Origin of the sequence: Nocardioides insulae DSM 17944 (genome assembly GCF_000422825.1) — a bacterium.
Lineage (GTDB): Bacteria > Actinomycetota > Actinomycetes > Propionibacteriales > Nocardioidaceae > Nocardioides > Nocardioides insulae.
This window is the reverse complement of the sequence record NZ_KE383928.1, coordinates 699746-724807: the sequence shown is the minus strand read 5'-3', so window position 1 is coordinate 724807 and position 25062 is coordinate 699746. Positions and strand designations below refer to the sequence as shown.

General features: G+C 70.8%; 21 protein-coding genes. 6 read left to right on the top strand and 15 right to left on the bottom strand.

What is annotated here, in order from left to right; translation table 11 throughout:
• Nucleotide 1 precedes the first annotated feature (1 nt).
• The 9 genes from G515_RS0113620 to G515_RS0113580 all read right to left on the bottom strand — a co-directional run bounded on the left by G515_RS0113620 (nt 2) and on the right by G515_RS0113580 (nt 10570).
• The gene (locus tag G515_RS0113620; RefSeq protein WP_211221036.1) at nt 2–1579 is read right to left on the bottom strand and encodes an AMP-binding protein; all 1578 of its coding nucleotides are present in this window, start codon (nt 1577–1579) and stop codon (nt 2–4) included.
• 346 nt (nt 1580–1925) lie between these two features.
• Nucleotides 1926–3125, bottom strand: coding sequence for an acyl-CoA dehydrogenase family protein (locus G515_RS0113615; RefSeq protein ID WP_245565399.1), 1200 nt, complete (start codon nt 3123–3125; stop codon nt 1926–1928).
• Nucleotides 3126–3182: 57 nt separating this feature from the next.
• Complete coding sequence (locus G515_RS0113610; protein WP_028660576.1) at nt 3183–4388, bottom strand: acetyl-CoA C-acetyltransferase; 1206 nt, start codon at nt 4386–4388, stop codon at nt 3183–3185.
• Between the two features lie 59 nt (nt 4389–4447).
• Entirely contained in the window at nt 4448–5353 is a 906-nt protein-coding gene (locus G515_RS21440) for an HTD2 family dehydratase (RefSeq protein WP_051218377.1), read from the bottom strand.
• Nucleotides 5353–6093 (bottom strand): 3-oxoacyl-ACP reductase FabG, encoded by a 741-nt coding sequence (gene fabG, locus G515_RS0113600; protein WP_028660575.1) that lies wholly within the window; start codon nt 6091–6093, stop codon nt 5353–5355. Before fabG ends, G515_RS21440 begins: the two co-directional genes overlap by 1 nt.
• Nucleotides 6094–6116: 23 nt before the next feature.
• Nucleotides 6117–7277, bottom strand: a complete 1161-nt coding sequence (locus tag G515_RS0113595; RefSeq protein ID WP_028660574.1) for an acyl-CoA dehydrogenase family protein — start codon at nt 7275–7277, stop codon at nt 6117–6119.
• Nucleotides 7278–7305: 28 nt separating this feature from the next.
• Nucleotides 7306–8136: an HpcH/HpaI aldolase/citrate lyase family protein gene (locus G515_RS0113590; protein ID WP_028660573.1), complete on the bottom strand. Its 831-nt coding sequence runs from the start codon at nt 8134–8136 to the stop codon at nt 7306–7308.
• Nucleotides 8133–9359 (bottom strand): CoA transferase, encoded by a 1227-nt coding sequence (locus tag G515_RS0113585; protein WP_028660572.1) that lies wholly within the window; start codon nt 9357–9359, stop codon nt 8133–8135. The genes G515_RS0113590 and G515_RS0113585 overlap by 4 nt, the downstream gene beginning before the upstream one ends.
• Complete coding sequence (locus G515_RS0113580; RefSeq protein WP_028660571.1) at nt 9359–10570, bottom strand: CaiB/BaiF CoA transferase family protein; 1212 nt, start codon at nt 10568–10570, stop codon at nt 9359–9361. The genes G515_RS0113585 and G515_RS0113580 overlap by 1 nt, the downstream gene beginning before the upstream one ends.
• Nucleotides 10571–10677: 107 nt before the next feature.
• Here G515_RS0113580 and G515_RS0113575 point away from each other — a divergent pair, with 107 nt between their 5' ends.
• From G515_RS0113575 to G515_RS21430, 3 genes are all read left to right on the top strand, one after another.
• A complete protein-coding gene (locus G515_RS0113575) occupies nt 10678–11589 on the top strand; it encodes a LysR family transcriptional regulator (protein WP_028660570.1) in 912 nt (303 codons plus the stop codon).
• 295 nt (nt 11590–11884) lie between these two features.
• Nucleotides 11885–12664 (top strand): NAD(P)-dependent alcohol dehydrogenase, encoded by a 780-nt coding sequence (locus G515_RS21435; protein WP_211221034.1) that lies wholly within the window; start codon nt 11885–11887, stop codon nt 12662–12664.
• Nucleotides 12665–13096: 432 nt separating this feature from the next.
• Nucleotides 13097–14236 (top strand): Ca2+-dependent phosphoinositide-specific phospholipase C, encoded by a 1140-nt coding sequence (locus G515_RS21430; protein ID WP_245565397.1) that lies wholly within the window; start codon nt 13097–13099, stop codon nt 14234–14236.
• A 59-nt stretch (nt 14237–14295) separates the two neighbouring features.
• Here the strand turns inward: G515_RS21430 and G515_RS21425 are convergent, their stop codons facing one another.
• Nucleotides 14296–15081 (bottom strand): TetR/AcrR family transcriptional regulator, encoded by a 786-nt coding sequence (locus G515_RS21425; protein ID WP_084653562.1) that lies wholly within the window; start codon nt 15079–15081, stop codon nt 14296–14298.
• Between the two features lie 102 nt (nt 15082–15183).
• Between G515_RS21425 and G515_RS0113555 the strand changes: the two genes are divergently transcribed.
• Both G515_RS0113555 and G515_RS0113550 read left to right on the top strand, forming a co-directional pair.
• On the top strand, nt 15184–16632 hold the full coding sequence (locus G515_RS0113555; protein ID WP_028660569.1) for an MFS transporter: 1449 nt from the start codon (nt 15184–15186) through the stop codon (nt 16630–16632).
• A gap of 243 nt (nt 16633–16875) precedes the next feature.
• Nucleotides 16876–17697, top strand: coding sequence for a hypothetical protein (locus G515_RS0113550; RefSeq protein WP_028660568.1), 822 nt, complete (start codon nt 16876–16878; stop codon nt 17695–17697).
• Nucleotides 17698–17781: 84 nt separating this feature from the next.
• On the opposite strand, the gene G515_RS0113545 is transcribed toward G515_RS0113550, so the two are convergent.
• From G515_RS0113545 to G515_RS21415, 5 genes are read right to left on the bottom strand one after another with little or no spacing between them, the layout of a single operon-like run.
• Nucleotides 17782–19134 (bottom strand): MFS transporter, encoded by a 1353-nt coding sequence (locus G515_RS0113545; protein ID WP_028660567.1) that lies wholly within the window; start codon nt 19132–19134, stop codon nt 17782–17784.
• Nucleotides 19131–19937 carry a CoA-transferase subunit beta gene (locus G515_RS0113540; RefSeq protein WP_051218375.1) on the bottom strand — a complete coding sequence of 269 codons (807 nt, stop codon included), beginning with the start codon at nt 19935–19937 and terminating at the stop codon, nt 19131–19133. Before G515_RS0113540 ends, G515_RS0113545 begins: the two co-directional genes overlap by 4 nt.
• Entirely contained in the window at nt 19934–20857 is a 924-nt protein-coding gene (locus G515_RS0113535; RefSeq protein WP_028660565.1) for a CoA transferase subunit A, read from the bottom strand. Before G515_RS0113535 ends, G515_RS0113540 begins: the two co-directional genes overlap by 4 nt.
• A 49-nt stretch (nt 20858–20906) precedes the next feature.
• Complete coding sequence (locus G515_RS21420) at nt 20907–22901, bottom strand: TRAP transporter permease (RefSeq protein WP_051218374.1); 1995 nt, start codon at nt 22899–22901, stop codon at nt 20907–20909.
• The gene (locus G515_RS21415) at nt 22894–24024 is read right to left on the bottom strand and encodes a TAXI family TRAP transporter solute-binding subunit (protein WP_036555532.1); all 1131 of its coding nucleotides are present in this window, start codon (nt 24022–24024) and stop codon (nt 22894–22896) included. Before G515_RS21415 ends, G515_RS21420 begins: the two co-directional genes overlap by 8 nt.
• 148 nt (nt 24025–24172) lie before the next feature.
• On the opposite strand from G515_RS21415, the gene G515_RS21410 reads away from it, so the two are divergent.
• A complete protein-coding gene (locus tag G515_RS21410) occupies nt 24173–25057 on the top strand; it encodes an acyl-CoA thioesterase (RefSeq protein WP_051218373.1) in 885 nt (294 codons plus the stop codon).
• The last annotated feature ends 5 nt before the right edge of the window (nt 25058–25062 follow it).

Below are 25062 nucleotides of genomic sequence, written 5' to 3'. Positions count from 1 at the left end.
GTCAGAGACCTGCTTTCGGCTGGTAGGCGCGGCGGAGTTCGCCCTTGACGATCTTCCCGTTGGCGTTGACCGGCAGCTCGTCGACGACGATGGTCTGCTTCGGCACCTTGTAGGCCGCCAGTCGCTCGCGACCGAAGCTCTCGATCTCGTCCGACGTCGGAGCCTCGTCGCCACGGGCGACGACGATCGCGACCGGGACCTCGCCCCAACGCTCATCGGGAACGCCGATGACCGCCACGGTGCCCACCTTGGGGTGCGCGGCCAGAGCGGCCTCCACCTCGGCGCAGTAGACGTTCTCGCCGCCGGAGATGATCATGTCCTTGAGCCGGTCGACGACATAGAGGAAGCCCTCCTCGTCGGCGCGGAGCAGGTCACCGGAGTGGAACCACCCGCCCTTGAACGCTTCCGCGGTCTTCTCCGGGGCGTTCCAGTAGCCCATCATCACGGTGGGGCCGCGGTAGACGATCTCGCCCACCTCGCCGGGCGCGACGTCGTTCATGTCGAGGTCGACCAACCGGCACTCCACGTGCAGCATCGGCTTGCCCACCGAGCCCGGGCGCGCGACGGCGTCGACTCCGCGCAGGATCACGGAGGTGGAGCAGGTTTCGGTCTGACCGAACGCGGTGCTGATCTGGGCCCGGGGGAAGGCGTCCAGGATCTCCTGGACCAGCGCGGGGCTGGCCGGCGCCGCACCCCAGGAGGCCAGGATCAGATCGGGGAAGGTGCGTCCCTCGATGGCCGGGTGACGCACGATCGCCTGCCACTGGGCGGGCACGAGGAAGGTCTGGTTCACCCGCTCGCGGGCGAGGAGATCGATGATCGCGGCGGGGTCGAAGGCACCGCTGCCAGTCAGCACCATCCGGCCGCCCAGGTAGGCCGCGGTGAGCCAGTTCAGCATGCCGCCGATGTGGAACAGCGGCACCGGCACGAGGAAGGTGCGCAGCTCGATCGGGTAACCCTGGTGCGCGATCCGAGCGCCCATCCAGGTGTGCACGTTGGAGTGCGAGAGCATCGCGCCCTTGGGCGCACCGGTGGTCCCGGAGGTGTACATGATCATCGAGCACGACTCGGCGTCGACCCGCTGCTCGGGGAACGGGGTGACCTCGCCGAGGGCCTGCTCCCACTCCGCGCCGGCCACCAGGGTACGGCGCACCTCGGTGCCCTCGGCCGCGGATTCCGCGGTCGCGGCGAGGGGCGCGTCGGTGAGCAGGGCGAGCGCGCCCGAGTCGACCAGCTGGTAGGTGATCTCGCCCGGCGAGAGCCGGAAGTTCAGCGGCACCAGGATCGCGCCCAGACGGGCCACGGCCACGGTGGCCTCGATGAACTCGGGGCGGTTCTGCATGAGCAGCGCGACCCGGTCGCCCGTGCGCACCCCCTCATCCGCGAGCAGACGCGCGAGGCGACCCGCCCGGTCGTGCAGCTCGGCGAAGGTCATGGTGCTGTCCTCGAACGTGAGGACGACAGCGTCGGGCTGCGTGCGGGCGTGCCGGCCGACCCAGGCCGAGAGGTCCACGCCTTGGCCGTGGACATCGAGAGTGTCCTGAACGAGGTCCTCAACAGGACTCAGGGTGACGCTCACGTATTTCCTCCATCTCAGAACTGAAGGGCGGTCTCCGGTCGCAAAAAGCGAGCCGGACCGCCCGGTACATGGTGTGTCGGGCACCACACGTTGGCAAAGACCGGTTGCAACATCGACCATGAGGCCCTTCCTATGGCGCCGATGTCCCCTCGTCGTGGGTACAGCCGCACCGGCTCTCGACCTCCCTCGCCGAGTCGGTGTAGCGGTGTGCCGAACCTGCAGGACCCGCCGGCGGGCCCGGCGGAAGTGGGGTGGGAGTGGGGCGGGAGTGGGGTGGAACGACACCGGGGCCGGCCCGTGGGAACGGACCGGCCCCGGACTCGGTGACGGGGGTGAGAGCAGTGCGTCAGAGCGCCCGCTGGGCAGCCTTGACCAAACCGCCACCGATGATCAGACGCTGGACCTCGCTGGTGCCCTCGTAGAGGCGCAGCAGGCGGACCTCGCGGTAGATCCGTTCGACCGGCACCTCGCGCATGTAGCCGGTGCCGCCGTGCACCTGGACCGCGAGGTCGGCGACCTTGCCGACCATCTCGGTGCAGAAGAGCTTGGCGGCCGACGGCGCGATCCGCCGGTCCTCGCCGGTGTGGTACTTCCGGGCAGCGTCGCGGGCCAGTGCCTCGCCGGCCATCACGCCGGTCTGCATGTCCGCGATCATGGCCTGCACCAGCTGGAAGTCCCCGATCGGGGTGCCGCCCTGGGTGGCGCTGGCGGCGTAGGCCACCGACTCGTCGAGGGCTCGACGGGCGGCGCCCACCGAGAGTGCGGCGATATGCACCCGCCCTCGGGCCAGCGACATCATCGCGGCCTTGTAGCCGACCTCCTCCGAACCGCCGACCAGAGCGTCGGCCGGCACCCGGACGCCGTCGAAGGTGACGTCGGCGGTCCAGGCTCCCTCCTGCCCCATCTTCCGGTCCTTCGGGCCGACCTCGACGCCCGGCGCGTCGGCAGGCACCAGGAAGACGGCGATGCCGTTGTCCTTGCCCTGCGGCTCCCGGGTGCGGGCGAAGGTGATGAACAGGTCCGCGATCGGCGCGTTGGTGATGAAGCGCTTGCCGCCCGAGATGACCCACTCATCGCCGTCCTGAACCGCCTTGGTGCGGAGGCCGGCCGGGTTGGACCCGGCGCCGGGCTCGGTCAGGGCGAAGGAGGCCACCACCTCACCGGAGGCGATCTTCTCCAGCCAGGCGGCCTTCTGGGCGTCGGTGCCGTAGTTGACCAACACCTGCCCGGCGATGCCGTTGTTGGTGCCGAACATCGAGCGCAGGGCCAGCGCGGTGTAGCCCAGCTCCATCGCCAACTCGGCGTCCTGGGTGAGGTTGAGGCCGAGGCCGCCCCACTCCTGCGGGATGGCGTAGCCGAACAGTCCCATCTCGGCGACCTGCGCGCGCAGGTCCTCCGGGATCGCGTCCGACTCCATGATCTCGGTCTCCCGCGGCACCACCTTGGTGCGTACGAAGCTGCGGGTGGCCTTGAGGATCTCGGCGAAGTCCTCGTCGCTGACCTGCTCGAGACCGGGCTTGGTCATCGGGTCGTGGGTGATGGTCATGTGTGCTTCCTGGTGGGTCGAAGTATCAAGAGATCGGTACGACGCTCGCGCCGTCGCTCACACGCGCTCGAAGACGCCGGCCAGGCCCTGGCCGCCGCCGATGCACATGGTGAGCAGGCCGTAGCGGCCCTGGCGGCTGTGCAGTTCCCGGGCGAGGGTGGCGAGCATGCGGCCGCCGGTGGCGCCGACCGGGTGGCCCAGGGAGATACCGGAGCCGCGGACGTTGAGCCGCTCGTCATCGCCCTCGACCTTCCACTCCCGCAGGACGGCGAGCGCCTGGGCTGCGAAGGCCTCGTTGAGCTCGATCAGGTCGAGGTCGTCGACGGTCAGGCCGGCGCGCTCCAGCGCACCCGCGGTCGCGGGGACGGGGCCGATGCCCATCCGGTTCGGGGCCACGCCGCCCATCCCCCAGCTGACCAGCCGGACCAGCGGGGTGAGGCCGAGCTGCTCGGCCTTCTCGGGCGTGGTCACGATCGCCATCGAGGCGGCGTCGTTCTGTCCCGAGGCGTTGCCCGCGGTCACGGTCGCCTCGGGGTCCTGGCGGCCCATGATGGGCTTGAGCTTGGCCATCGATTCCAGGCTCGCGTCGGCGCGGGGGTGCTCGTCGGTGACGATGACCTCCTCGCCCTTGCGGGTCTTCACGGTCACCGGCACGATCTCATCGGCCAGCAGCCCGGACTGCTGGGCGGCCACGGCCTTGCGGTGCGAGGCGAGCGCGAACGCGTCCTGCTCCTCACGCGAGATGGAGTAGTCGCGGCGCAGGTTCTCGGCGGTCTCGATCATCCCGCCGGGCACCGGGTAGGCCTCGCCGCCGGCGGTCTGCCGGCCACGGACCAGGCCGTCGTGGATCTTGACGCCGGTGCGGGCGCCGCCCCAACGCATGTCGAGGGAGTAGAACAACACGTTGCTCATCGACTCGGCGCCGCCGGCGATGACCAGGTCGCTGCCGCCGGAGCCGACCTGGAGGGCGGCGTTCACGACGGACTGGAGGCCGGAGCCGCAGCGCCGGTCGACCTGCTGGCCGCCGACGGTGACCGGCAGGCCGGCGTCCAGCGCGACCACCCGACCGATGGCGGGGGCCTCGGGGTTCGGGTAGCAGTGCCCGAGGATCACGTCGTCGACGTGGTCGGGGTCGAGACCGGTGCGCTGCATCAGACCGGTGAGGGCCGCGACGCCGAGCTGGGTGGCGGTCACGGACTTGAACATGCCGCCGTAGCCGCCGATGGCGGTGCGGACGGGCTCGCAGATGACGACCTCACGCATGGTGGGGGCCTTTCTGTCGGGGTCCGCGGCGGTGACCGCGGATCGGGGGTCGGGGACGGTTACTGAAGGATGGTGGCGGTGAGCGCGACCCGCGGCTTGTCCTCGGAGAGGAGCTGCAGGGCGACGTCCTCGCCCTGCTCGGAGCTGGTGCGCTCAGCGACGCGGAGCCGGGCCGGGGCGCCGCAGAGGAGTGGGGCGAGGTTGCGGTGGGTGATCCGCCCGACCCGCGAACCGGGCGACTCGAGCCGGACGACCTCGGCCAGGGCCAGGCTCATCAGCGGGCCGTGCACGACCAGTCCGGGGTAGCCCTCGACCTGGGTGGCGTAGGGCCAGTCGTAGTGGATCCGATGGGCGTTGCCGGTGGCGGCGCTGAACCGCATCAGCAGGGTCGGATCGGTGGTCAGCTCCCAGGACCATTCGCCGGCCCGGGTCAGGGGTGCGGCCGGGAGAGTGCCCACCGCCTGCTCCAGGAGTACGCCGGCCTGCGACCGGTCCCCCGGCGCGGCCGCGTCGCGGTAGACGAGATCCTGCCGCTCCTCCACCGCCAGCTCGCCCGAACCGTCGTACAGGCGGGTCGCGACCTGGACGATCACCAGGTCGCCGCTGCGCCCGGTCTTGTGCTCGACCGAGACGACCTCGCTCTCGCTGCGGGCGGTCTCACCCACCCGCAGGGTGCCGGGGAAGCTGACCGCTCCCCCGGCCCACATCCGGCGGGGCTGCGAGACCGGGGGCAGGAAGCTCCCCTTCCGGGGGTGGCCATCGGTGGCCAGCGACGAGGACGGCGCCCACCGCGGCAGCGCCACCCAGTGCCACAGCGGCGGCAACGGGTCGCCGGGCCCGACGCGGGCGGACCCGTCGTCGAGCAGGGCCTGCAGGGCCGCGACCGGCGCCGGGTCGACGTACACGTCGGCGGTGACGGTGTGGGGCTCCCAGGTGCCCGGTTCCAGCGACTCCGTGGTGGACATCAGAGCAGTCGCCCGCCGGTGACCTCGGCGACCGTGCCGGTCATGTAGGAGGACAGGTCGGAGGCGTAGAACGTGGCGACGTTCGCGATCTCCTCGGGCTCGCCGGCGCGGCCCATCGGGATCTCGGTCATCTTCTGGTCCCATGCCTTCTGCGGCATCGCCTCGGTCATGGCGGTGCGGATCAGACCCGGCTGGATGGCGTTGACGCGCACACCCTGGTGGGCGATCTCCTTGGCCGCGGCCTTGGTCAGGCCGACGATGCCGGCCTTGGCGGCCGAGTAGTTGGTCTGGCCGATCATGCCGACCTTGCCGGAGATGGAGGACATGTTGACGATGGCGCCGAAGCCCTGCTCCCGCATGATCAGCGAGGCGGCCTTGGTGCCGTTCCAGCAGCCCTTGAGGTGGACGGCGATGACCTGGTCGAACTGCTCCTCGGTCATCTTGCGCATGGTCGCGTCGCGGGTGATGCCCGCGTTGTTGACCACGATGTCCAGCTTGCCCCAGACCTCGACGGCGGTGTTGAGCAGCGCCTCCACCTGGCCGTAGTCGGTCACGTTGCAGGTCACCGCGCGGGCGACGTCCTCACCGCCGAGCTCCTTGACCGCGGCCTCGGTGGCCGCGAGGTCGAGGTCACCGAGCACGACCTTGGCGCCCTGCTCGACGTACTTCTTGGCGATCGCGAGGCCGATGCCCTGCGCGCCTCCGGTCACGACGGCGATCTTGCCCTCGAGAAGTCCCATCTTCGTCTCTCCTGTCTCGCTGATCAGTGCTCGTTGGACCGGGCGACCCACTGGGCCGCGATCACGTTCCGCTGGATCTCGTTGGTGCCCTCGCCGACGATCATCAGCGGGGCGTCGCGGAAGTAGCGCTCGACGTCGAACTCACGCGAGTAGCCGTAGCCGCCGTGCACCCGGACGGCGTCCAGTGCGACCTTCATCGCGGTCTCGGAGGCGAACAGCTTGGCCATGCCCGCCTCCATGTCGGCACGTACGCCGGAGTCGAGACGCTCGGCCGCGTCTGCGGTGAGCAGCTGCGCGGCGCGCAGCTGGGTGGCCATGTCGGCGAGCAGGTTGCCCACCGACTGGTGCTTCCAGATCGGCTTGCCGAAGCTCTCCCGCTGCTGGGCGTAAGTGGTCGCCGCCTCCAGGGCCGCCTTGCCGACGCCGAGGGCGCGGGAGGCGACCTGGATCCGGCCCATCTCGAGGCCGCGCATCATGTGGCCCCAGCCGAGGTTGGGCTCGCCGCCCAGCACCTGCGCGGCGGGCACCCGCATGCCGTCGAAGGAGAGGGTGCAGGCCTCGACGCCCTTGTAGCCGAGCTTCGGGATCTTCGGGCTGATGTCCAGGCCCTCGCCCGGCTCGACCAGGATGACGCTGAAGCCCTTGTGCGCCGGCTTGGCGTCACGGTCGGTGCGGCAGAGCAGGCCGATGATGCCCGAGTGGGCGGCGTTGGAGATCCAGGTCTTGGAGCCGTTGACGACGTACTCGCCGGTGGCCTCGTCGAGGGTGGCGAAGGTCGACATCGCCTGGAGGTCGGACCCGCCGCCGGGCTCGGTGAGCGCCATCGTCGCGCGGACCTCCCCGGTGGCCATCCGGGGGAGGTACTTCTCCTGCTGCTCGGGAGTGCCGAAGGTCTTGATCAGGTAGCTGATCACCGAGTGGCCGCCGATCGCACCGGCCAGGCTCATCCAGCCGCGGGCGATCTCCTCGGTGACCCGCGCGAACGCCGCGGTGCTCACGTCGACGCCGCCGTGCTCGGCGGGCACCAGCAGACCGAAGAAGCCGAGCTTCTTCATCTCCTCGATGAGGGGCTCGGGGTAGATGTCCGGCTCCTCGAACTCCCGGACCTGGGGCTTGACCCTCTCGTCCACGAAGTCGCGAACGAGATCGATCATCTCCTGCTCGTCCTGGGTCAGGGTGCTCATGGGTGTGTCTCTCCTGCTCTGGGTGGGGTTACAACGAGGCCGGGGCCGCGTCGAGAAGGTGGTGGGCACGGTCCAGGACGGGCTTGTCGACCATCTGACCGTCGACCTTCACCACTCCGTCGGTGCCGGCCTCGGCGACCGCGGCGACGATCCGCCGGGCCCAGTCCAGCTCGGCCTCGCTGGGTGCGAGCACCTCAGCCACCGGGGCGACCTGGACCGGGTGGATGCACAGCTTGCCGGTGAATCCCAGCCGGCGGGCCAGTCCGGCCTCCTCCCGGAGGCCGGCTTCGTCCTGGATGCCCGCGCGGACGCCGTCGATCGGACCCGCCAGCCCGGCCGCGGCCGAGGCGAGGACCAGACCGGAGCGGGTCGCGGTGAGGGCCAACTGGTCGACCGGGTCGACGCCGAGCTCGCTGGCCAGGTCGAAGGAGCCGAGCGCCAGCCGGCGAACGCCGGGGGTGGCGGCCACGGCCCGGGCGTCGAGCACGCCGACGGCGGTCTCGACCAGGGCGATCACCGGGAGCGGACCGGCCCCCAGCGCGGTGAGGGCCTCGCCCGGCTCGGCCATCGGGAGGATCAGTCCGCTGATCCCGGCGGCACCCTGCAGGGCGGCCACGTCGTCGGCGTACCAGGGGGTGTCGACGGCGTTGATCCGGACCACGACCGAACCGGCCGAGCCGTGCTCGGCCAGCCAGGCGACCGCGTCGGCGCGGGCCTGCACCTTGGACTCGGCCGGGACGGCGTCCTCGAGGTCGATGACCATGACGTCGGCACCCGCGGCGGCCGCCTTGGCGAACCGGTCCGGCCGGTGGCCGGGGACGAACAGGAACGTGCGTGCGACCTCCAGGGCAGCGCTCATCCGAGGATCCCCTCCTCGCGCAGGCCGCGCAGGCGGTCGGCGTCCACACCGAGACCGGTGAGCACCTCGTCGTTGTGGGCGCCGATGGGGGCGGTGGGCGCCGGCGGGACCTGCTCGTCGTCCAGGCGCAGGGGTGCGCCGGGCGCGTAGTAGGTGCCGACACCGGGCTGGGTCAGCTCGGAGAAGAGCGGGTTGTCGCGCAGTTGGGCGGCACCGTCCGCAGCGATCTCCCCGAAGCCCTGGTACGCCGAGTGGAGCGCACGGGTGGAGGCCAGCATCGGCTGCACCTCGCTCCACGGGTGCCGGGAGAACCAGTCGCCCAGCAGGGCGGAGATGACCTGCCGGCAGCGGTAGCGCTCGGCCTCGTCTGACAGGTCGGCCTCCAGGGCCTTCTCGATCCCGGCCATCGCGTCGCCGAGCCCCGTCGCGTCCACGAGCCGCCGCCAGTGGCTGTTGGTGAGCGCGATGAGCATGAACCGGACCCCGTCGGCGGTGACGAAGTCCCGCCCGTAGGTGCCGTACACCTCGTTCCCCGCGGCGCCCCGGTCGATCCCGGTCAGCTGGGCCTCGGCGAGGTAGCCGAGCATGCCGGCGGCGGAGTAGGCGACGTCCTCGAGCGCGAGCCGGACGTGGCTGCCCCGGCCTGTCTCGCGGCGGCCCTGGACACCGGCCAGCAGCCCGGTGGCGAGGTAGAGGCCGGCCGCGATGTCCCAGGCCGGCACCACGGTGTTGGTGGGCGTGGTGCGGTCGGCCGGACCGGTCAGCATGGCGAAGCCGGTGGTGGCCTGCACGGTGTAGTCGACCGCCGAAGAACCGTCGCGACGTCCGGTGAGCAGTGCGTAGACCAGATCGGGGCGTCGCTCGGAGAGGGCCGGGTAGCACAGGTCGGCGTACCGCTCGGAGTTGGCGACCGCGATCGCGCCACCCGGGTCGTCCTCGGGCGCGCCGGTGCCGCAGATCAGGTCGGCGACCAGGTCGCGGCCCTCCTGGCGGGACATGTCGACGGCGAAGGCCCGCTTGCCCTGGTTGAGCCCGCTGAAGTAGAGGCTGGTGCCGTCCTCGGCACGCGGCATCCGGGTCCGGTCCGGTGCGCCGGTCAGCGGCTCGACCCGGATCACGTCGGCGCCGAGTTGGCGCAGGGTGAGGCCGCACAGCGGGGTGGCGACGTAGCTGGAGAGCTCGACGACGCGGAGTCCGGCCAGCGGTCCCTTCGGCGGGGTCATCACTGGATCACCCCCGCCACACGCAGCGCGGCGACTTCGTCCTCGGCCACGCCCAGGTCCGCGAGGACGGCGTCGCTGTGCTGACCGAGCGCGGGCACGTCGCCCATCACGAGCTCGACGTCGCGGTAGGTCATCGGAGGCAGCAGCGCCTGGACCGGGCCGGTCTCGGTCTGCACCTCGCGCCAGCGTTCGCGCTCGCTGAGCTGAGGGTGGGCGATCAGTCCGGCCATGTCGTTGATCTGGGCCGCGGCCACGCCCGCCTCGGCGAGCCGCTGCTCGAGGTCACCGGTCGCCCAGGTCGCGGTGCGGGCGCCCACCTCGGCGTCGCACTCGGCCCGGTGCTGCACGCGGAGCAGGTTGGTCAGGAAGCGGGGGTCATCGGCCAGCGCCTCGTCGTCGAGCACCTTGCGGCACAGCAGGTCCCAGCCACGGTCGTTCTGGACGCCGATGAGCACCTCCCCGTCGCGGGTCGGGTAGGCGTCGTACGGCGCGATCGCGGCGTGGCTCAGACCCATCCTGGGGAGCTGGCGGCCGGCGTACATCGCGACGTACATCGGGTGGCCGAGCCACTCGGCGGTGGCGTCGAACATGGTCACGTCGATGCTGGCGCCCTCGCCGGTGCGCTCGCGACGGAACAGCGCGCTGAGCACGGAGGTGAGGACGTACATGCCGGCGGCGATGTCGGAGGTCGGGATGCCGGTCTTGGCGGCGTGGTCGGGCGTGCCGGTGATGGAGACCAGGCCGGTCTCGGCCTGCACCAGCATGTCGTAGGCCTTGCGGGTGGCGTGCGGGCCGCTGGTGCCGTATCCGCTCAGGTCGACCGTGACCAGCCGCGGGTTGCGACCCCGCAGCGTGTCGGTGTCGAGGCCGAGCCGTGCGGCCGCACCGGGGGCGAGGTTCTGCACGAACACGTCCGCCCCGTCGATGATCCGGGCCAGCAGCGCCCGCCCCTGCTCGGTCTTCAGGTCGAGCGCGACCGAGCGCTTGCCGCGGTTGAGCCAGACGAAGTGCGAGGCGACGCCGTTCACGGTGTCGTCGTACGCGCGGGCGAAGTCGCCCTCGCCGACCCGCTCGATCTTGATCACCTCGGCCCCGAGGTCGGCCAGATGCCTGGTGCCGAGCGGGGCGGCCACGGCCTGCTCGAGCGAGACGACGCGGATTCCGGCCAGGGGCAGCGCGGAATCCCCCGTGCCCGGGGTGTCAGGGGTCATAGGACGATGGTGCCAACAGAATCAATACCCAGCAATGGCGCAATAGGTATGATCGCCATACGCGTGCCGTATCAAAGCCCGCTGACCAGCGACGACGAGGACCCGGTTTGGACCTGCACCACATCATCGCGTTCCTCGCCGTCGCCGAGGAACTCCACTTCGGGCGCGCGGCGGCGCGCCTGCACATCGCCCAGCCGCCGTTGAGCCGGACGATCCAGCAACTGGAGCGACACCTCGGCGCCACCCTCTTCGACCGCACCACCCGGCGGGTCAGGCTCACCCCGCAGGGCGAGGCGCTCGTGCCCGCGGCCCGCGAGATCGTGGCCGCCTTCGACACCGCCGAGCGCATCGTCGCCCACGCCGGCCAGGGTGCCGTCGGCCGGGTCGCGATCGGGTTCGCGGGCCCGTCCTCGCATGCGCTGATCAGCGCCCTGGCCCAGCAGGTCCGGCACGACCAGCCGGGCATCGAGGTAGCACTGAGCAGCACGACGTACGGCGCCGAGGCGATCAACAAGCTCCGCGAAGGCACCCTCGACATCGCGATCGTCCGCTGGGATTCCACCCCGCCGGGTATGCGCTCCCGGATCGTGCGGATCGACCGCTTCGTCGTGGTGGTGCCCGACACGCACCCCCTCGCCGGACGCGAGTCGGTGAGCATGGCCGAACTCGCCGAGGAGCCATGGATCTTCCTCGAGCCCTCCAGCGGCTCCTCTCTGCGCGACACCGCGATCCGCCTGGCTCAGCAGGCCGGGTTCATCCCCCGGATCGTGCAGCACGGTCCCGACACCTGGACCATCATGGCCCTGGTCGCCGCGGGCGTGGGCCTCACCTTCACCGTCGCCTCCGCCTTCGGCAACGTCATCACCACCGGCCTCTCCGTCCTCCCCCTCGAGCACGGCGCCGAGGAGGCCCATGCCCGCCTCATCTGGCGCGCCGAGGAGACCAGCCCGGCGGTGGACCGCGTCCTCGAGCTCTCCGAGATCGCTCTCCCCACCCCTGAGGGGTACGCCGAGGGCTGACCGCCGGGCAGACTTGGACGGGATCCAGGGAGGATTCCCATGGCACCACCCCCAATTCCCCTCCAGCGAGCTCCCCGATCGACACCCGGGGGCCGCCAGACGCACACCCGGGGGCCGGCTCGATGAAGGCGGTCGTCCAGGACCGGTACGGCGGTCCCGACGTGCTGCGCATCGAGGACATCCCGACCCCCTCACCCGCCGCCGGGCAGGTGTTGGTCAGAGTCGCGGCCACCTCGCTCAATCTCAGCGACTGGGAGGGACTGCGCGGCTCCCCCGCCTACGCCCGCTGGCCGGGGTGCGCCGCCCGCGACGCCGCACCCTCGGCTCCGACATCGCGGGGGTGGTCGCGGAGACGGGGCGCGGAGTCAGCCGGTTCCACGTCGGGGACGAGGTGTACGGCGACAACCTGGCCCTGATGGGCGGCTTCGCCGAGTTCGCGGTGGCTCCGGAGGGCGCGCTCGCGCACAAGCCCGCGGAGTTGAGCTTCGCCGAGGCCTCCACCATCCCGCAGGCCGGAGCGATCGCCCTGCAGGGCACCCACTCGGCCTTCCCCGGCGCCCGGGTCCTCATCAACGGTGCCGGCGGCGGATCCGGCGCCTTCGCCATCCAGGTGGCCACCCGGATGGGCGCCCACGTCACCGGGGTGGACAACGCCGCCAAGCAGGAGTTCATGCGGGCGATGGGCGCCGAAGAGGTGGTCGACTACCGCCGCGACGACTTCACCCGCTCCCGCGAGCCCTATGACCTGATCCTCGACCTGGTCGCCCACCGATCGGTCTTCGCCTACCGTCGCGCGCTCGCCCCCGGCGGCCGGTATCGGTGCGCCGGCGGGTCGGTCCGCAGCCTGCTTCGCGTGGCGACGATCGGCTGGTCGATCGGCCGGCTGACGCGGCGCTCGATGGGAGTGCTGGTGGTCAAGCAGGGGCCGGCCCACTTCGGTCCGCTGGCCCTGCGGTGCGTCTCGGGCGAGGTGCGGATCCACATCGAGCGCACCTTCGGCCTGGACGACGTCCCCGCCGCGCTCGCGCATCTCGGCGGAGGTCACGCACTCGGCAAGGTGGTCGTCGTCCCCTAGGAACGTGCCGAGCAGGGTGGAAGGCGCGAGCGGCGCCCTGTGAGTCTGTCGGCCTGTGCAACGTCAAGGGCATCGAGGCCGTGCCGGGCGGGTCCTCTGCGGACACCACCACCGCCGCTCCCACGACCCCGACTACACCCACACCCGCCTCCCCAACGTCGACTACCGCTACCACCGACGTACCTGAGCCCACGTCATCCACCTGGCTGTCCGAGCCTTCGGATCACTCCCCCGGTTTCGAGTCACCATCCGCGCAGGAGACCTCACCGCTTCATCGGGCGTTCACGTGAACCTCCGGGGGCGTGTCCTCGCAGGTCACCGTCTCTCGCGAGCATCGCCGGGTTGTGTCCACCCACCATCAGGAGCACACCGTTGCGCCCCCTACACAAATACGCCCTCACAGGTTTGGCGATCGCGCTTCTCGGGATCCCCGTGACCGACACGCTCGGAGCCGGTGAGGCCACCGCGGCACCCGCAGCCACCTCGAGTGCCGCCGCGGACGGCAACACGTCGCGACGCGGCCCGGTCAGGATGAACGAGATCCAGTTCATGGGCGCCCACAACGCCTACCACCGCGAGATGCAGCAGCCCGAACTGTCCGGTGCGGTGGCGATCGATCCCGGCCTGCCCGGGTGGGCGTCGTACTCCCATGCCTCCATCACCGACCTGCTCGGCCAGCAGCGCGTCCGGGGGCTGGAACTGGATCTCCTGCCCGATCCAGAGGGCGGGCTGTACCGCCATCCGCTTCCCCGGAAGAACGCCGGCCTGGGTCCGATCGAGGATCCGGCGATGACCGAGCCCGGGATGAAGGTCCAGCACGTTCCGGACGTGGACTACAACAGCAGTTGTGCGACCTTCATCCAGTGTTTGACGCAGGTGGAGTCGTGGTCCGCGGACAACCCGGATCACAGTCCGATCGTCATCCAGCTCGAGCTCAAGCAGACCGATGACCGATGGGAGAAGCTGGGCGGCGCGACCAGCCCCGCGTGGAGCCCGGCACTGCTCGACGACGTCGACACCGAGATCCGCTCCGTCTTCGATGAGGTCCAGCTGATCACCGCCGACGACCTGCGCCGTCCCGGCCACACCCTGGAGGAGTCGGTCCTGGACTACGGCTGGCCGACCCTTTCGTGGGCCCGGGGAAAGGTGATGTTCTTCTTCGACAACGGCGGGCCCGGCGCGATCCGCGACATGTACCTGGATGGCCACCCCAACCTGGCCGGCCGGGCAGTGTTCACCCGGGGCAACCCTGGCGATCCCGACGCTGCGATCACCATGGTGAACGATCCTCGCGGCGCGAACGCCGACACGATCACCGACCTCGTCGAGCGCGGCTACTTCGTGCGGACCCGCTCGGACGAGCCGTTCGCGACCGTGAAGAACGAGGAGTTCTCCCGGGTGGAGACCGCGCTGAACAGCGGCGCTCAACTGATCACCACCGACTTCCCGACCGTCGGCATGGCGGCGCGCTGGGACAGTGACTTCGTCGCCCAACTCCCCGACGGCGCCACGGTGCGTTGCAATCCGGTCTCGGCGACCCGGGCCTGTCGCGACCGCCAGGTCGACGACTGAGCGCGACCGCGTCGGCGACTGACCGAACCGCGGGGGTCCGGAGGCTGGCGATCCGCCGCTCAGCCTCCGCCCTCGCGAGGCTCGGGGCCGACAGGTCGAGGCGCCATGGCCTGCAGTCTGAGTCCGGCCAGCAGCAGGTCGAGACCGGCGCGGAACTGCTCGGCATCATCATGATGGGCGAAGGCATCGGCGATGTCGTGGACGAACGGGAACTCGTCGGCGTCGAGGGCGCGCCACAGGTCGGCATGGCGGCCGAGGAACTCGTCGCGGGCGACCGATCCGTCGAGTAGCTCCTCGGGCGGCTCCTGACCGATGTCGGCGGCAGTGCCGATGACGAATCCGACCACGGCGGACACGGCGTGGAAGCGCTGCTGCGACGTGAGGTCGAGGCGCAGCAGCGGCCTGCCGACGCGCTCGTAGTAGCGCATCGAGTTCGGCTGCAGCCCGCTGTTGGCCATGAAGTAGCCGGCCAGCCACGGGCGACTTTCGACCACGTCGAAGAGCTGGACGGCGAGCGCGCGGATCTCGCCGATCGGATCCGGGTCCGCGACGTCCCGGGTCTCGGCTACCAGCGTGGCCAGCACGTGGTCCGCGGCCCTGGCGAGGAGTTCCTGCTTGTTCGCGACGTACCAATAGATGCTCGCCACGCCCCCGCCCAGGTGCTGCGCCAGGGCCCTGAACGTCAAGGCGTCCTCGCCGCCCTCGTCGAGGATCGCCACGGCTCCGCCGAGGACCGCCTCGAGCGAGTGCGAGACACGGGGGCGAGTGGGGCCGCCTGCCCGGCGGGTCGAGCGGCCGGCTCGGCCCACACGCACTGGCGCGGGTTCGGCGTTCGGGGCACTCATGTCGCCATCCCACCACAGATTGGACCTGAATCGAACATTGTTCTACGCTCGAACACTGTTCGATGTATCGAACGTTGTTCGGTCGAGATCTCAGGAGGTCCCATGTCCACCGCATTAGCCCCGTCGCCACCGGCGTACCGCTCCCTGCGGGCCGCCTGGCTGCCCCTGCTCGCCCTGTGCCTGGCCTTCTTCGTGGAGATGGTCGACAACACGCTGCTCTCGATCGCACTGCCGACCATCGGCCGCGACCTCGGCAGCAGCACCACTGCTCTGCAGTGGGTCACCGGCGCCTACTCACTCACCTTCGGCGGCCTGCTCCTGACCGCCGGCTCGGTCGCGGACCGGTTCGGCCGCAAACGTGTCCTGCTCACCGGACTGGCGGCATTCGGGGCGATCAGTCTGTGCGTCGTCGCGGTCTCCACGACCGCGGAACTCATCGCCCTACGGGCCGCCCTCGGCCTGGCGGCGGCGGCGATGGCGCCGGTGACGATGTCGCTCATCTTCCGGCTCTTCGACGACGAGAAGCTCCGGATGCGCGCGATCTCGATGGTGATGGTCGTCGGGCTCTCCGGCTTCGTGCTCGGCCCGCTGCTGGCGGGCAGCGTGCTCGCCCATGTGAGCTGGGTGTGGCTGTTGGTCATCAACGCGCCGATCGCGGCGATCGCGGCGTTCGGGGTGTGGGTCGGCGTCGACCGCGACCGACCCGAGGACCTGACCCACGACCCCCTCGACCTGCTGGGCGCCGTACTCAGCGTCGCCGGCATCGGGCTGGCCTGCTACACGTTGACCAGCGGCGTCGAGCATGGCTGGCTCTCCGCCGTCACGATCGTCTCGGCGCTGGCCGCGGTCGCCGCCGTCGCCGGCTTCGTACGCCACGAGCGGCGGACGTCCTCGCCGATGCTCGACCTCTCCCTGTTCGACCGAGGCCCGGCCCGGGGAGCCGTCCTGGCCCAGGTAGGGACGTCGATCGCGATGGCCGCGGTGATGTTCGGCCTGATCCTGCACTTCCAGTACGCCTACGGCTGGAGCCCGATGAAGGCCGGTCTGGCCAACCTGCCACTCATCATCACGATGCTCGCTGCCACCCCGTTATCGGAGTGGCTCGCTCGGCGCTACGGACACCGGGTCGCCGTCCTGACCGCCGGTCTGCTGCTCACGGGCTCTCTGGTCGCGATGTCGTGGGCGGTCTCCCACGGCTACCTCGCCATCGCGGTCTCGATGGTCGTGATGACCGTCGGCATCCGCACCATCATGACCATCTGCGCCGTCGCTCTGGTCGATGCGATGCCGGAGAACCGCACCTCCATCGGTGCCGCGCTCAACGACACCGCCCAGGAGGTCGGCACCAGCGTGGGCACCGCGCTGATCGGCACGCTGATCGCCGTCCTGGTGACCACTCAACTGCCGGCCGGCACCTGGTCCGCCGATCTGGTCTCCCAGTTCTTCGCGGGTGAGCAGATCGCCTACGCCCTCATCGCGGTCGTCGTCGGGGCCGTCACGATCTTCGGCGCGCTCCTGCTCACCGACTCCCGCACCGTCGAAGAGCACTGACCCCAACCACTTCGCGGGCCTCCTTCCGTTCCCGGCCGAGGAGGGCGGCGACGGTCACGACGACGCAGGTGTGTCTCCCGTACGCGTTCGGCGGCGCATCTCAGGCGACGCGTTCCAGGCAGCTACTCTTCCCTCGCCACCGTGCCATCCGATTCGCCGAGTCCGTCGCCCGCGTCATCTCCGCACCCGGCCAATGACCCGGATTCGGGGTAGAACCCCGCCGAGTCAGTCCATGATTGCCCGGTGGACGATGACACCTACCGTCAGGAGCTCGAGGCGATCCTGACCAATCCGCACCCGACCGGGATCGACCCGGACGATCCCTACGGCAGGGCCGAGGACGGGATCGACCGCTACGACGGCTACGGGCGGGACGTGATCGTCGGGCACCTCACCCTGACGGACGGCGAACACGGCACCGAGCTCGTGGTCGCCTACACCCACGACCTGCCTTCGTCCCCTCCGCTGCGCGGCCGCCCCTCCGGCGGTTTCGTCCACCTACCCTTCGACCCGGAATGGCGAGACCTGAGCGGCTATGCCGAGCCCGCCACGTACGCGCCGTCGGTGGCCAGCAAGGTGATGTCGGCTGCCAGGCAGCAGTGGGAGCGTCACGGTCCCGGGCGGGACTGGGCGGCCGAACGAGAACAGATGCGTGCCGCGCTGCCCGACCGGGCGGCGCAACAGCGGATGCTCTGGGAGGCACTGGACGGTGTGGGTTCGGCCGAAGAGGTGTCCCCTGGCAGGTTCGAGGTGCAACTCCCCGACCCCTACACCGGCCATCCGGGTCAGATCCTCACCGTGCTGGTGACCCCCGACCAATGGGAGGAGGTACTCGCCTGGCAGGCCGGCGCGGACTACGACCTCTATCTCTCCGAACTCGTCGCGTGCGGTGAGCCCGACGAGAGCTTCATCGTGTTCTACGAGGGCGACCTGGTCCGCTCGACCCGCGAGCAGCTCCCACCCGTCCACGGCCGCGCGATCGCGCGGTACATGACCCGCCAGCTCACCCGCAGACCGATCACGGACGCCGGCTGGTACGCACACCCGCCCGAGCACCACACCTGACCCGCGGGACGCGCCGGTCGTTGTCCGGCTGACCGGGGATCCGACGTGTGCTGCGGGTCAGACAGATGCCCTGATGGTGCGGGATCAGAGCCGACCCGGCCGACGCCACAGCAGGGTGAGGGCGGCGGCCCCGGCCACGAGCGCCAGGCCGGCGTGGACGAGGACGGGGAGGCCGAGGGCGTAGCAGCCGGCGACCCAGGCGTACCCGAGGGCGAGGCCGCCGAAGCGGCCCATGTTGTGGACGCCGAGAGCCAGGCCCGCCCGCGGGCGGCCGCCGAGGAGCACGAGGGCGGCCATGCTCTGCACGGTCGCAACGCCGCAGCCGATGAGCAGGAGCACCACCACCATCGGGACCAGCACCACGGTGCCGTGCACGGTCGCTTCGAGCACGGCCATGGCAACGGCGCAGCCGAGGAGCAGCACCAGCCCGCCGGCCAGGGTGGGCTCGGCACCGTAGCGTCCGGAGAGCCGGCTCGCGATCGGCCCGAAGACCGACATGCCGATGGCGACGGCGAAGACCACCGCGCCGATCAGGCCGGCGCCGAGCCCGAGGTCACGCCCGAGGTAGAGGGGCAGCCCGACCATGGTGATGCCGAGGCCGCACATGCCGGCACCCGCTGCGACCGTGGCCACGACGTAGGCACGATCACGCAGAGCGTCGCCGAGCAGGTGGCTGCCGTCTCGGCGGGTGCGCAGCGCCCAGCAGAGGACCGCGACGCCGGGGAGGATCAGGGCGGCACAGGTCAGCGGGGCACCGCCCTGGCCGGCCCAGGTGAGCCCGACGATGAGCAGGCCGGCTCCGCCGAGCAACTGGGCCATCGGACCGGTCTCGAGGGCGGGATGTCCCGCCGGCACCCACGGGACGTAGCGGACCACGACGGCCAGGACGCCGAGGCAGACCACGGCGTAGAGACCGAACAGCGCCCGCCAGCCGAAGAACTCGGAGACCACGCCCCCCACCAGCGGCCCGACCGCCTGGCCGATGCCGATCGCCGAGGCCCAGGCGGCCATCGACCGTGCCCGCCGGTCCGGCCAGAAGTCGGAGAGGCCCTTCTGGATGGCCGGCGGGATGCCCGAACAGGCGATCCCCTGGACCGCCCGCATCGCCACCAATACGCCGATGCCCGGTGCCACCGCGGCACCGGCCTGCCCGGCCACCATCAGCAGCAGCGAGCCCACCAGGAACCGGGTCATCCCGAGCCGTTCGGAGAGCCACCCGGCCAGCGGCGCGAAGACCACCATCGCCACGGTGAAGGCGCTCACCGCGAGCACCGTCTCCTGCGGGCTGGCCCGGAGTTCGGCGGTGATGTCGTTGATCGGCGCCGACATCACCGTGCTGGACAGCGTGCCGAGGGTGGAGGTGGTGAGCAGCGCGACGTACGCCGCCCGGCCGGGGGTGCGCCCCCCGACCTGACGCGCCACGTCCGAGGCGGTCACCGCAGGTAGAGGCGGACGGTATCGATCTCCTCACGGAGCAGGCGGACATCCTCCACCCGTGGCCGCGGGGTGAGGACCAGGTCCTCCCGCACGCGGAGGTCCCAGCCGGTGTTGTCCCGGACCTGCTCGACGGTGACGCCGGGGTGGATAGCGGCGAGTTCGAGCTCGCCGAACCTGTCCGGGCGGCGCAGGATGCCGAGGGGGGTGATCACGGTCGTCACCCCAGCACCCGGAGGCTGGTGGAAGCCCTCCTGGGCGCGGGCGCGCACCGGGCTGGGCGAGGTCACGAAGTCGACCTGCTCCGGGAGCGCTCCCGGATCGTGCCTGCGCAGCACCACGAAGATCTCGTGCGCGCTGGCGATGATGTCGCACGCTCCACCCGATCCGGGCAGCCGGACCGTGGGCTGGTGCCAGTCGCCGATGAAGGAGGTGTTGATGTTGCCGACCCGGTCGACCTGCGCGGCGCCGAGGAAGCCGACGTCGACGTTGCCGCCCTGGAGGACGTAGCCGAACAGCGCGTCCATGCCGAGCATCGCCTCGGCCCCGGACACCAGGACCGAGTCGGCGATCCCCTCGGCCATCGCCTCCGGGTGTGCACCCACGACGCCGGACTCGTAGACCAGTTCGACGTTCGGGTTGGTGGTGCGCTTGGCCAGGTCGACCGCCAGGGTGGGCAGACCGACGCCGGCGAAGATCCGCCGCCGGCCGGCGAGCTCGCGAGCGGCGACGGTGGCCAGGAACTCGGTGCTGCTCGGCGGCAGGTCGGAGAGCTCCTCGGCAGGGTTGTCGGCGGCGAGGGTCATGACTTCCTCCGTCCGTAGGAGACCTCACCGGACGGCGCGTCGGCGACCTGGAGGCCGGCCCAACGCTCCGCTCCGATGCGGTCCAGGTAGTCGGCGTGGTCGACGGTGCCGTGGATCCACTCCTTGATCCAGGCCCGTACCGCCTCCTTGTCCTTGCTGATCGGGGTCCACTCCCGGTAGAAGGCGCTGTCCCGGTCGTAGCAGCCCTGCGCGTACGACGGATGCGCACCGCCCGGCACCGGCACGATCGCGTCGACCGCGTGGGCGGGGATCAGCGTGCGGTTGGGGTCCGCCCGGATCACCTCGGGCGCGACCACCTCCTCGACGGTGACGATCACCCGGGACGCGGCGTAGGCCGCCTGCTGCTGGGCTCCGGTGATGCCCCACATCTGCACGTTGCCGCTCTCGTCGGCGCGCTGCGCGTGGATGACGGTGACGTCCGGGTTGAGCGGCGGTACGACGTACACCTTGCCCTCGCCGTAGGGGCTCTCCACCGCGCGGATGCGGGGGTTGAGCTCCGGCAGGTCGCTGCCGACGTAGGAGAGCAGCGGGTAGAACGGCAGCCGCTTGGCGCCGGCCTCGTAGCGGCAGTACATGCCGTAGTGGGAGTACTCCTCGACCTCGAGCGGCTCGGGGTCGTGCTGCTCGACGCGGCGACGGATCTCGTAGAGGGAGCCCGCGGACCCGCTCGCGAAGAAGGACGCCACCAGCTTGCCGACGCACTCGGCGGCGAGCAGTTGGTCGGTGAGCAGGTCGGGCGTCATCCGGCACACGGTCAGGTTGCGGCGGCCCTGCCGGATGATCTCGTGGGCCGCGGCGAACGGGATCAGGTGCCCGAAGCCCTCGAGGGCAACGGTCGCCCCGTCGTGCACGTGGGTCCCGATCGCCTCCGGGAGCGTGGTCACCTTCGATGCGTTCATGCGGGGTCCCCGTTCGAAGCGGAGCGGAGCGAGCATTCGGATGGGGTGCTCACGCGGTGACCTCCTGGTTGCTGCGGACAGGGCCGGGGCCGATCAGGCGGAGCGTCACCAGGAGCACGATCACGACGGCCAGTCCGGTCAGTGAGGTGACCAGCCCGGGCGCCAGCAGCGCGATCCCGGCGACCAGGGCCACCGCCCGTGCCCAGATCGGCAGGCGGACCTCGGCGATCGGAGCGTATCCCTCGAAGGCCGCGCCCATCGCGTAGACGCCGACGATCGCGAGGCCGAGTGCGATCAGCACGTTCGGGAGGCTGTCCTGGGCGACCAGCGCAGGGTTCAGGGCGAAGCAGAACGGGATGATGTACTTCACCGCGCCCAGTTGCATCGCCTTGAACCCGGTGGCCATCGGTGGTGTCTTGGCGATGCCGGCCGCCGCGAAGGCCGCCAGGGCCACCGGCGGGGTGATGTAGGAGGCGGCCGCCCAGTAGATGACGAACAAGTGCGCGGCCACGGCGTTCACGCCGAGCTCGACCAGCGCCGGTGCCATCACGATGGCGAGGAAGACGTAGACCGCGGAGACGGTCATGCCCATGCCGAGGATGAAGCAGGTGATCGCGCCGGCGATCAGGATCATGATCACGTTGTCACCCACGGCCGAGACCAGCTCGCGAGCCAGGGAGAGCGAGACGCCCGACATCGACAGCCCGCCGACGATCAGGCCGACGCCCGCGATGATGCCCACGATCTCGGCGATCGAGCGGCCGGAGTCGACCACGATCGCCAGCAGTCCCCGGCCACGGATCGGGTTCGTACGACGCACCATGGCGATGATCAGCAGGGCCGCCGCGGCGATGAAGGGCGCCTGGGCCTCGTCCTGGCGCCAGACCAGCAGGAAGACCAGGCCCGCGATCGCGAGCAGGAACGGCCACCCGGCCACGATCGTCGCGCCGATCCGCGGCAGCGCGGATCGCAGCTCGCCGCGCAGCCCGGTGCGGGCGGCGTAGGCGTCGACCTGGGTGAAGATGCCGAGGTAGTACAGGAGCGCGGGGATGGCGGCGGCGAGGGCGACCTCGGAGTAGGGGATGCCGAGGAAGGAGACCATCAGGAAGGCAGCGGTACCCATGATCGGCGGGGTGATCGAACCGCCGGTGGCGGCCGTGGCCTCGATGCCGGCGGCGTAGGTGCCGGGGTAGCCGGCCCGCTTCATCGCGGGGATCGTCATCGGGCCGGTGGTGAGCACGTTGGAGACGGCCGAGCCGCTCATCATGCCCATCCCCGCCGAGCTGGCGACGGCGACCTTGGCCGAGCCACCACGGGAGTGCCCGAACACCGAACGGGCCAGGTCGATGAAGAAGTCGGCCCCGCCGGTGCGCTGCAGCACCACACCGAAGATGAGGAAGCCGACCAGGATCACGCCGGCGGTCTGCAGCGGCAGGCCGAGGATGGAGTCGGGGCCGAGCGCGTGGATGGTGGCGGCCCGCTCGATCGGGAACGGCACGCCCTGCAGGAACTTGATCGGCACCTCGCCGGCGACCAGCGGGTAGAGCGAGAACGCCGTGGCGATCAGAGTGACGACCAGACCGGCGGTACGCCGCAGGCCCTCCAGCACCACCAGCCAGAGCACGAAGGACAGCACGGCCGCGAGCGGCGGTGCGGCGTAGTCCCAGCCCTCCAGGGAGATGTTCTCGGCGTTCACCGCGAAGTAGAGGTTGGTCGCCACACAGACCAGCACCAGCAAGGCGTCGTACCACGGCACCGAGAACGGCGGCCGAGGGTTCTTCTTGCTCGCCCGCAAGAACACGAAGACCTGGGAGAGGAACAGGGCCAGCACCACGTAGAGGAACTGGTTGCGCAGCAGGGTGAAGCCGCCGGGGTTCCAGAAGAACACCTGGTTGAGCACCACCAGCACACCGAGCCCGGTGAAGGCGATGACCACGGCGACCCAGAGCCGCTGCGCGCCGGTGAGCCGGTCGGGTACGGCGGGCGACTCGGTGTGCCGCTCGGCCGTGAGCTCCTGGTCCGGAGCGTCGGTCAGGTCAGGCATCGGTCTTCTCCTCGAGGTTCTCGGCCTTCCAGTCGGCCCAGGCCTGCTCGAGATCCTCGGCACCCTGGACCTCCTCCCAGCCCTTCTCCAGCAACTTCTCCTGGGCGAGCAGTTCGTCCTGCTTCGCCTGGGCCTCGGGCGTCCACACGCCCTCCTCCTTGAGGACCTGGATGAGTCCGGGGTGGAAGGGGACCTCCTTCGGCTCGGTCATGGCCTCATCGATCGACCAGCCCGAGGTGGTCGAGGTCGCGTCGGCGTACCGGTCGTAGGAGTCGAGGACCGAGTGGGCCATCTGCGCGGCGACGACGTCGGAGGTGTCGGCATAGGTGACCACCGGGACGGCGTACCAGAAGCCGACCGAGGTCTCGCCCTCCTCCTGGCCGGGGGCGCCGGAGAACTCGCCGAGCTCCACCGACGGCACGCCCTCGGCGACCGCCTTCTGGGTCTGCGGGTCCGACGGATCGAACTCGAGCCAACGCACCGGGGTGGAGGACTCCAGTTCGAACAGGGAGGAGCCGTAGACCTGCTGGAAGAGGATGTCGAGCTTGCCGGCCTTGAGCGCATCCGGCTGCTCGCCGTAGCCGATGTCGACCGGCTCGACGTCGTCCCAGGTCAGCCCGGCGGTGGCCAGCATCGCCACGGTCTTCTGGTTGACCGAGGGGTTGGCGGTGATCCGCGGGACCTTCTTGCCGGCCAGGTCGGCGGCGGTGTGAATGTCGGAGGACGCCTTCACCATCCAGCTGTGCGGCGCGGTGGGTGCCCAGACGACGCGGATGGGCTGCGGCCCCCAGTCCTCGTCGGCGAAGTCGTATTCGCCACGGAACGCGAAGATGTACTCGTCACCGGTGCGCGCGAACTGGGTCTGCCCGTCCTTGAGCGGCAGCACCCGGCCGATCGCCGTGTCGGAGGTGATGATCCGGAACCGGGTGTCGTCCTGGGTCGTCACCGCGTCGGCGACCGCCGCGACGTCGGCGAAGGTCGCCGTGCCGGTGCCGTAGGTCGACATCGCCACCACGTCGAGCGGGGTGTCACTCTGCGCAGGGTCCTCACCTCCCCCGCACCCGGAGAAGGCGAGCACGCCGGCCGCGAGCAAGGCGACCAGTCCGTGGCGTCGTGAGGTCATGCATCCGTCCCATCGTTCGTCATTGTGCGCATGCAACTGTGAACGACGACACACGCTTCGCGCCAATACTTCTTCGACCGTCGATTGATACCCCGACGGTTCTGATACGCCAAGGACCGTGACCCACGGTGGTCGTAATCTTGGCCCCATGCCCGCCGCGATCACCCTCGACGACCTCCGTACGGCGCTCACGCTCACGCCTGCGGGCGCGCACCCCCGAGGCCACCTGCTCACCGGCGGCGGGCAGGCCCACCCGAGCGACCGGGTCTTCGGCGGCCTGCTCCTCGCCCAGGCCGTGATGGCCGCCGGTCAGGCGTCCCCGCCCGGGCTTCTCCCGGTCTCCCTCCAGGCGGACTTCCTCGTCGGAGTCCCTGCCGGCCGCCCGATCACCTGGCTGGTCGAGGACCTCGGCACCCTCACCTCGTTCGCGACCCGGCGGATGACGGCACTCGGCGACGGCGAGGCTCCGCTGTTCACCGCCACGGTCCGACTCACCCGCGACCGCGCCGATCTGCCGTCGTACTCCCTCGTGGAGCGGTGGAAGGTGCCCGGCCCCGAGGGCCTCACCGACCTGTACGGCCGATACGGCGAGGACGAGCGCATCCCCCCGTGGTGGCGACTGCGCCGCCCGGTCGACATCCGGCACACCGAACCGCCCTCCTACCTCGCCCCGGAGCAGCCACCCACCCACCGGCAGACGGTGTGGTGGCGGGTGGCGGAGGACCTCGGCGAGTACGACGACCTGTTCGCCGCCGCGGTCACGGCGTACACCTCCGACATGAGCGTGATCGAGCCCGTCTTCCGGCAGAGCGGCGCCTCCCGACACCTCGACGGCAGCCGGATCCTCAGCCTCACCCACAACCTGGTGCTGCACCGGGTTCCGCGTCTGGAGGCATGGATGCAGATGGACTGCGAGGTCGCCGCACTGTCCCACGGGCGGGCCCGCGGCACCGCCGAGATCCACGGCCCGGAGGGCCACCTCGCCTCGTTCACCCAGCTCGCCCTGGTCAAGCTGGGCGGCCGGCCCGCCTGAGCGCC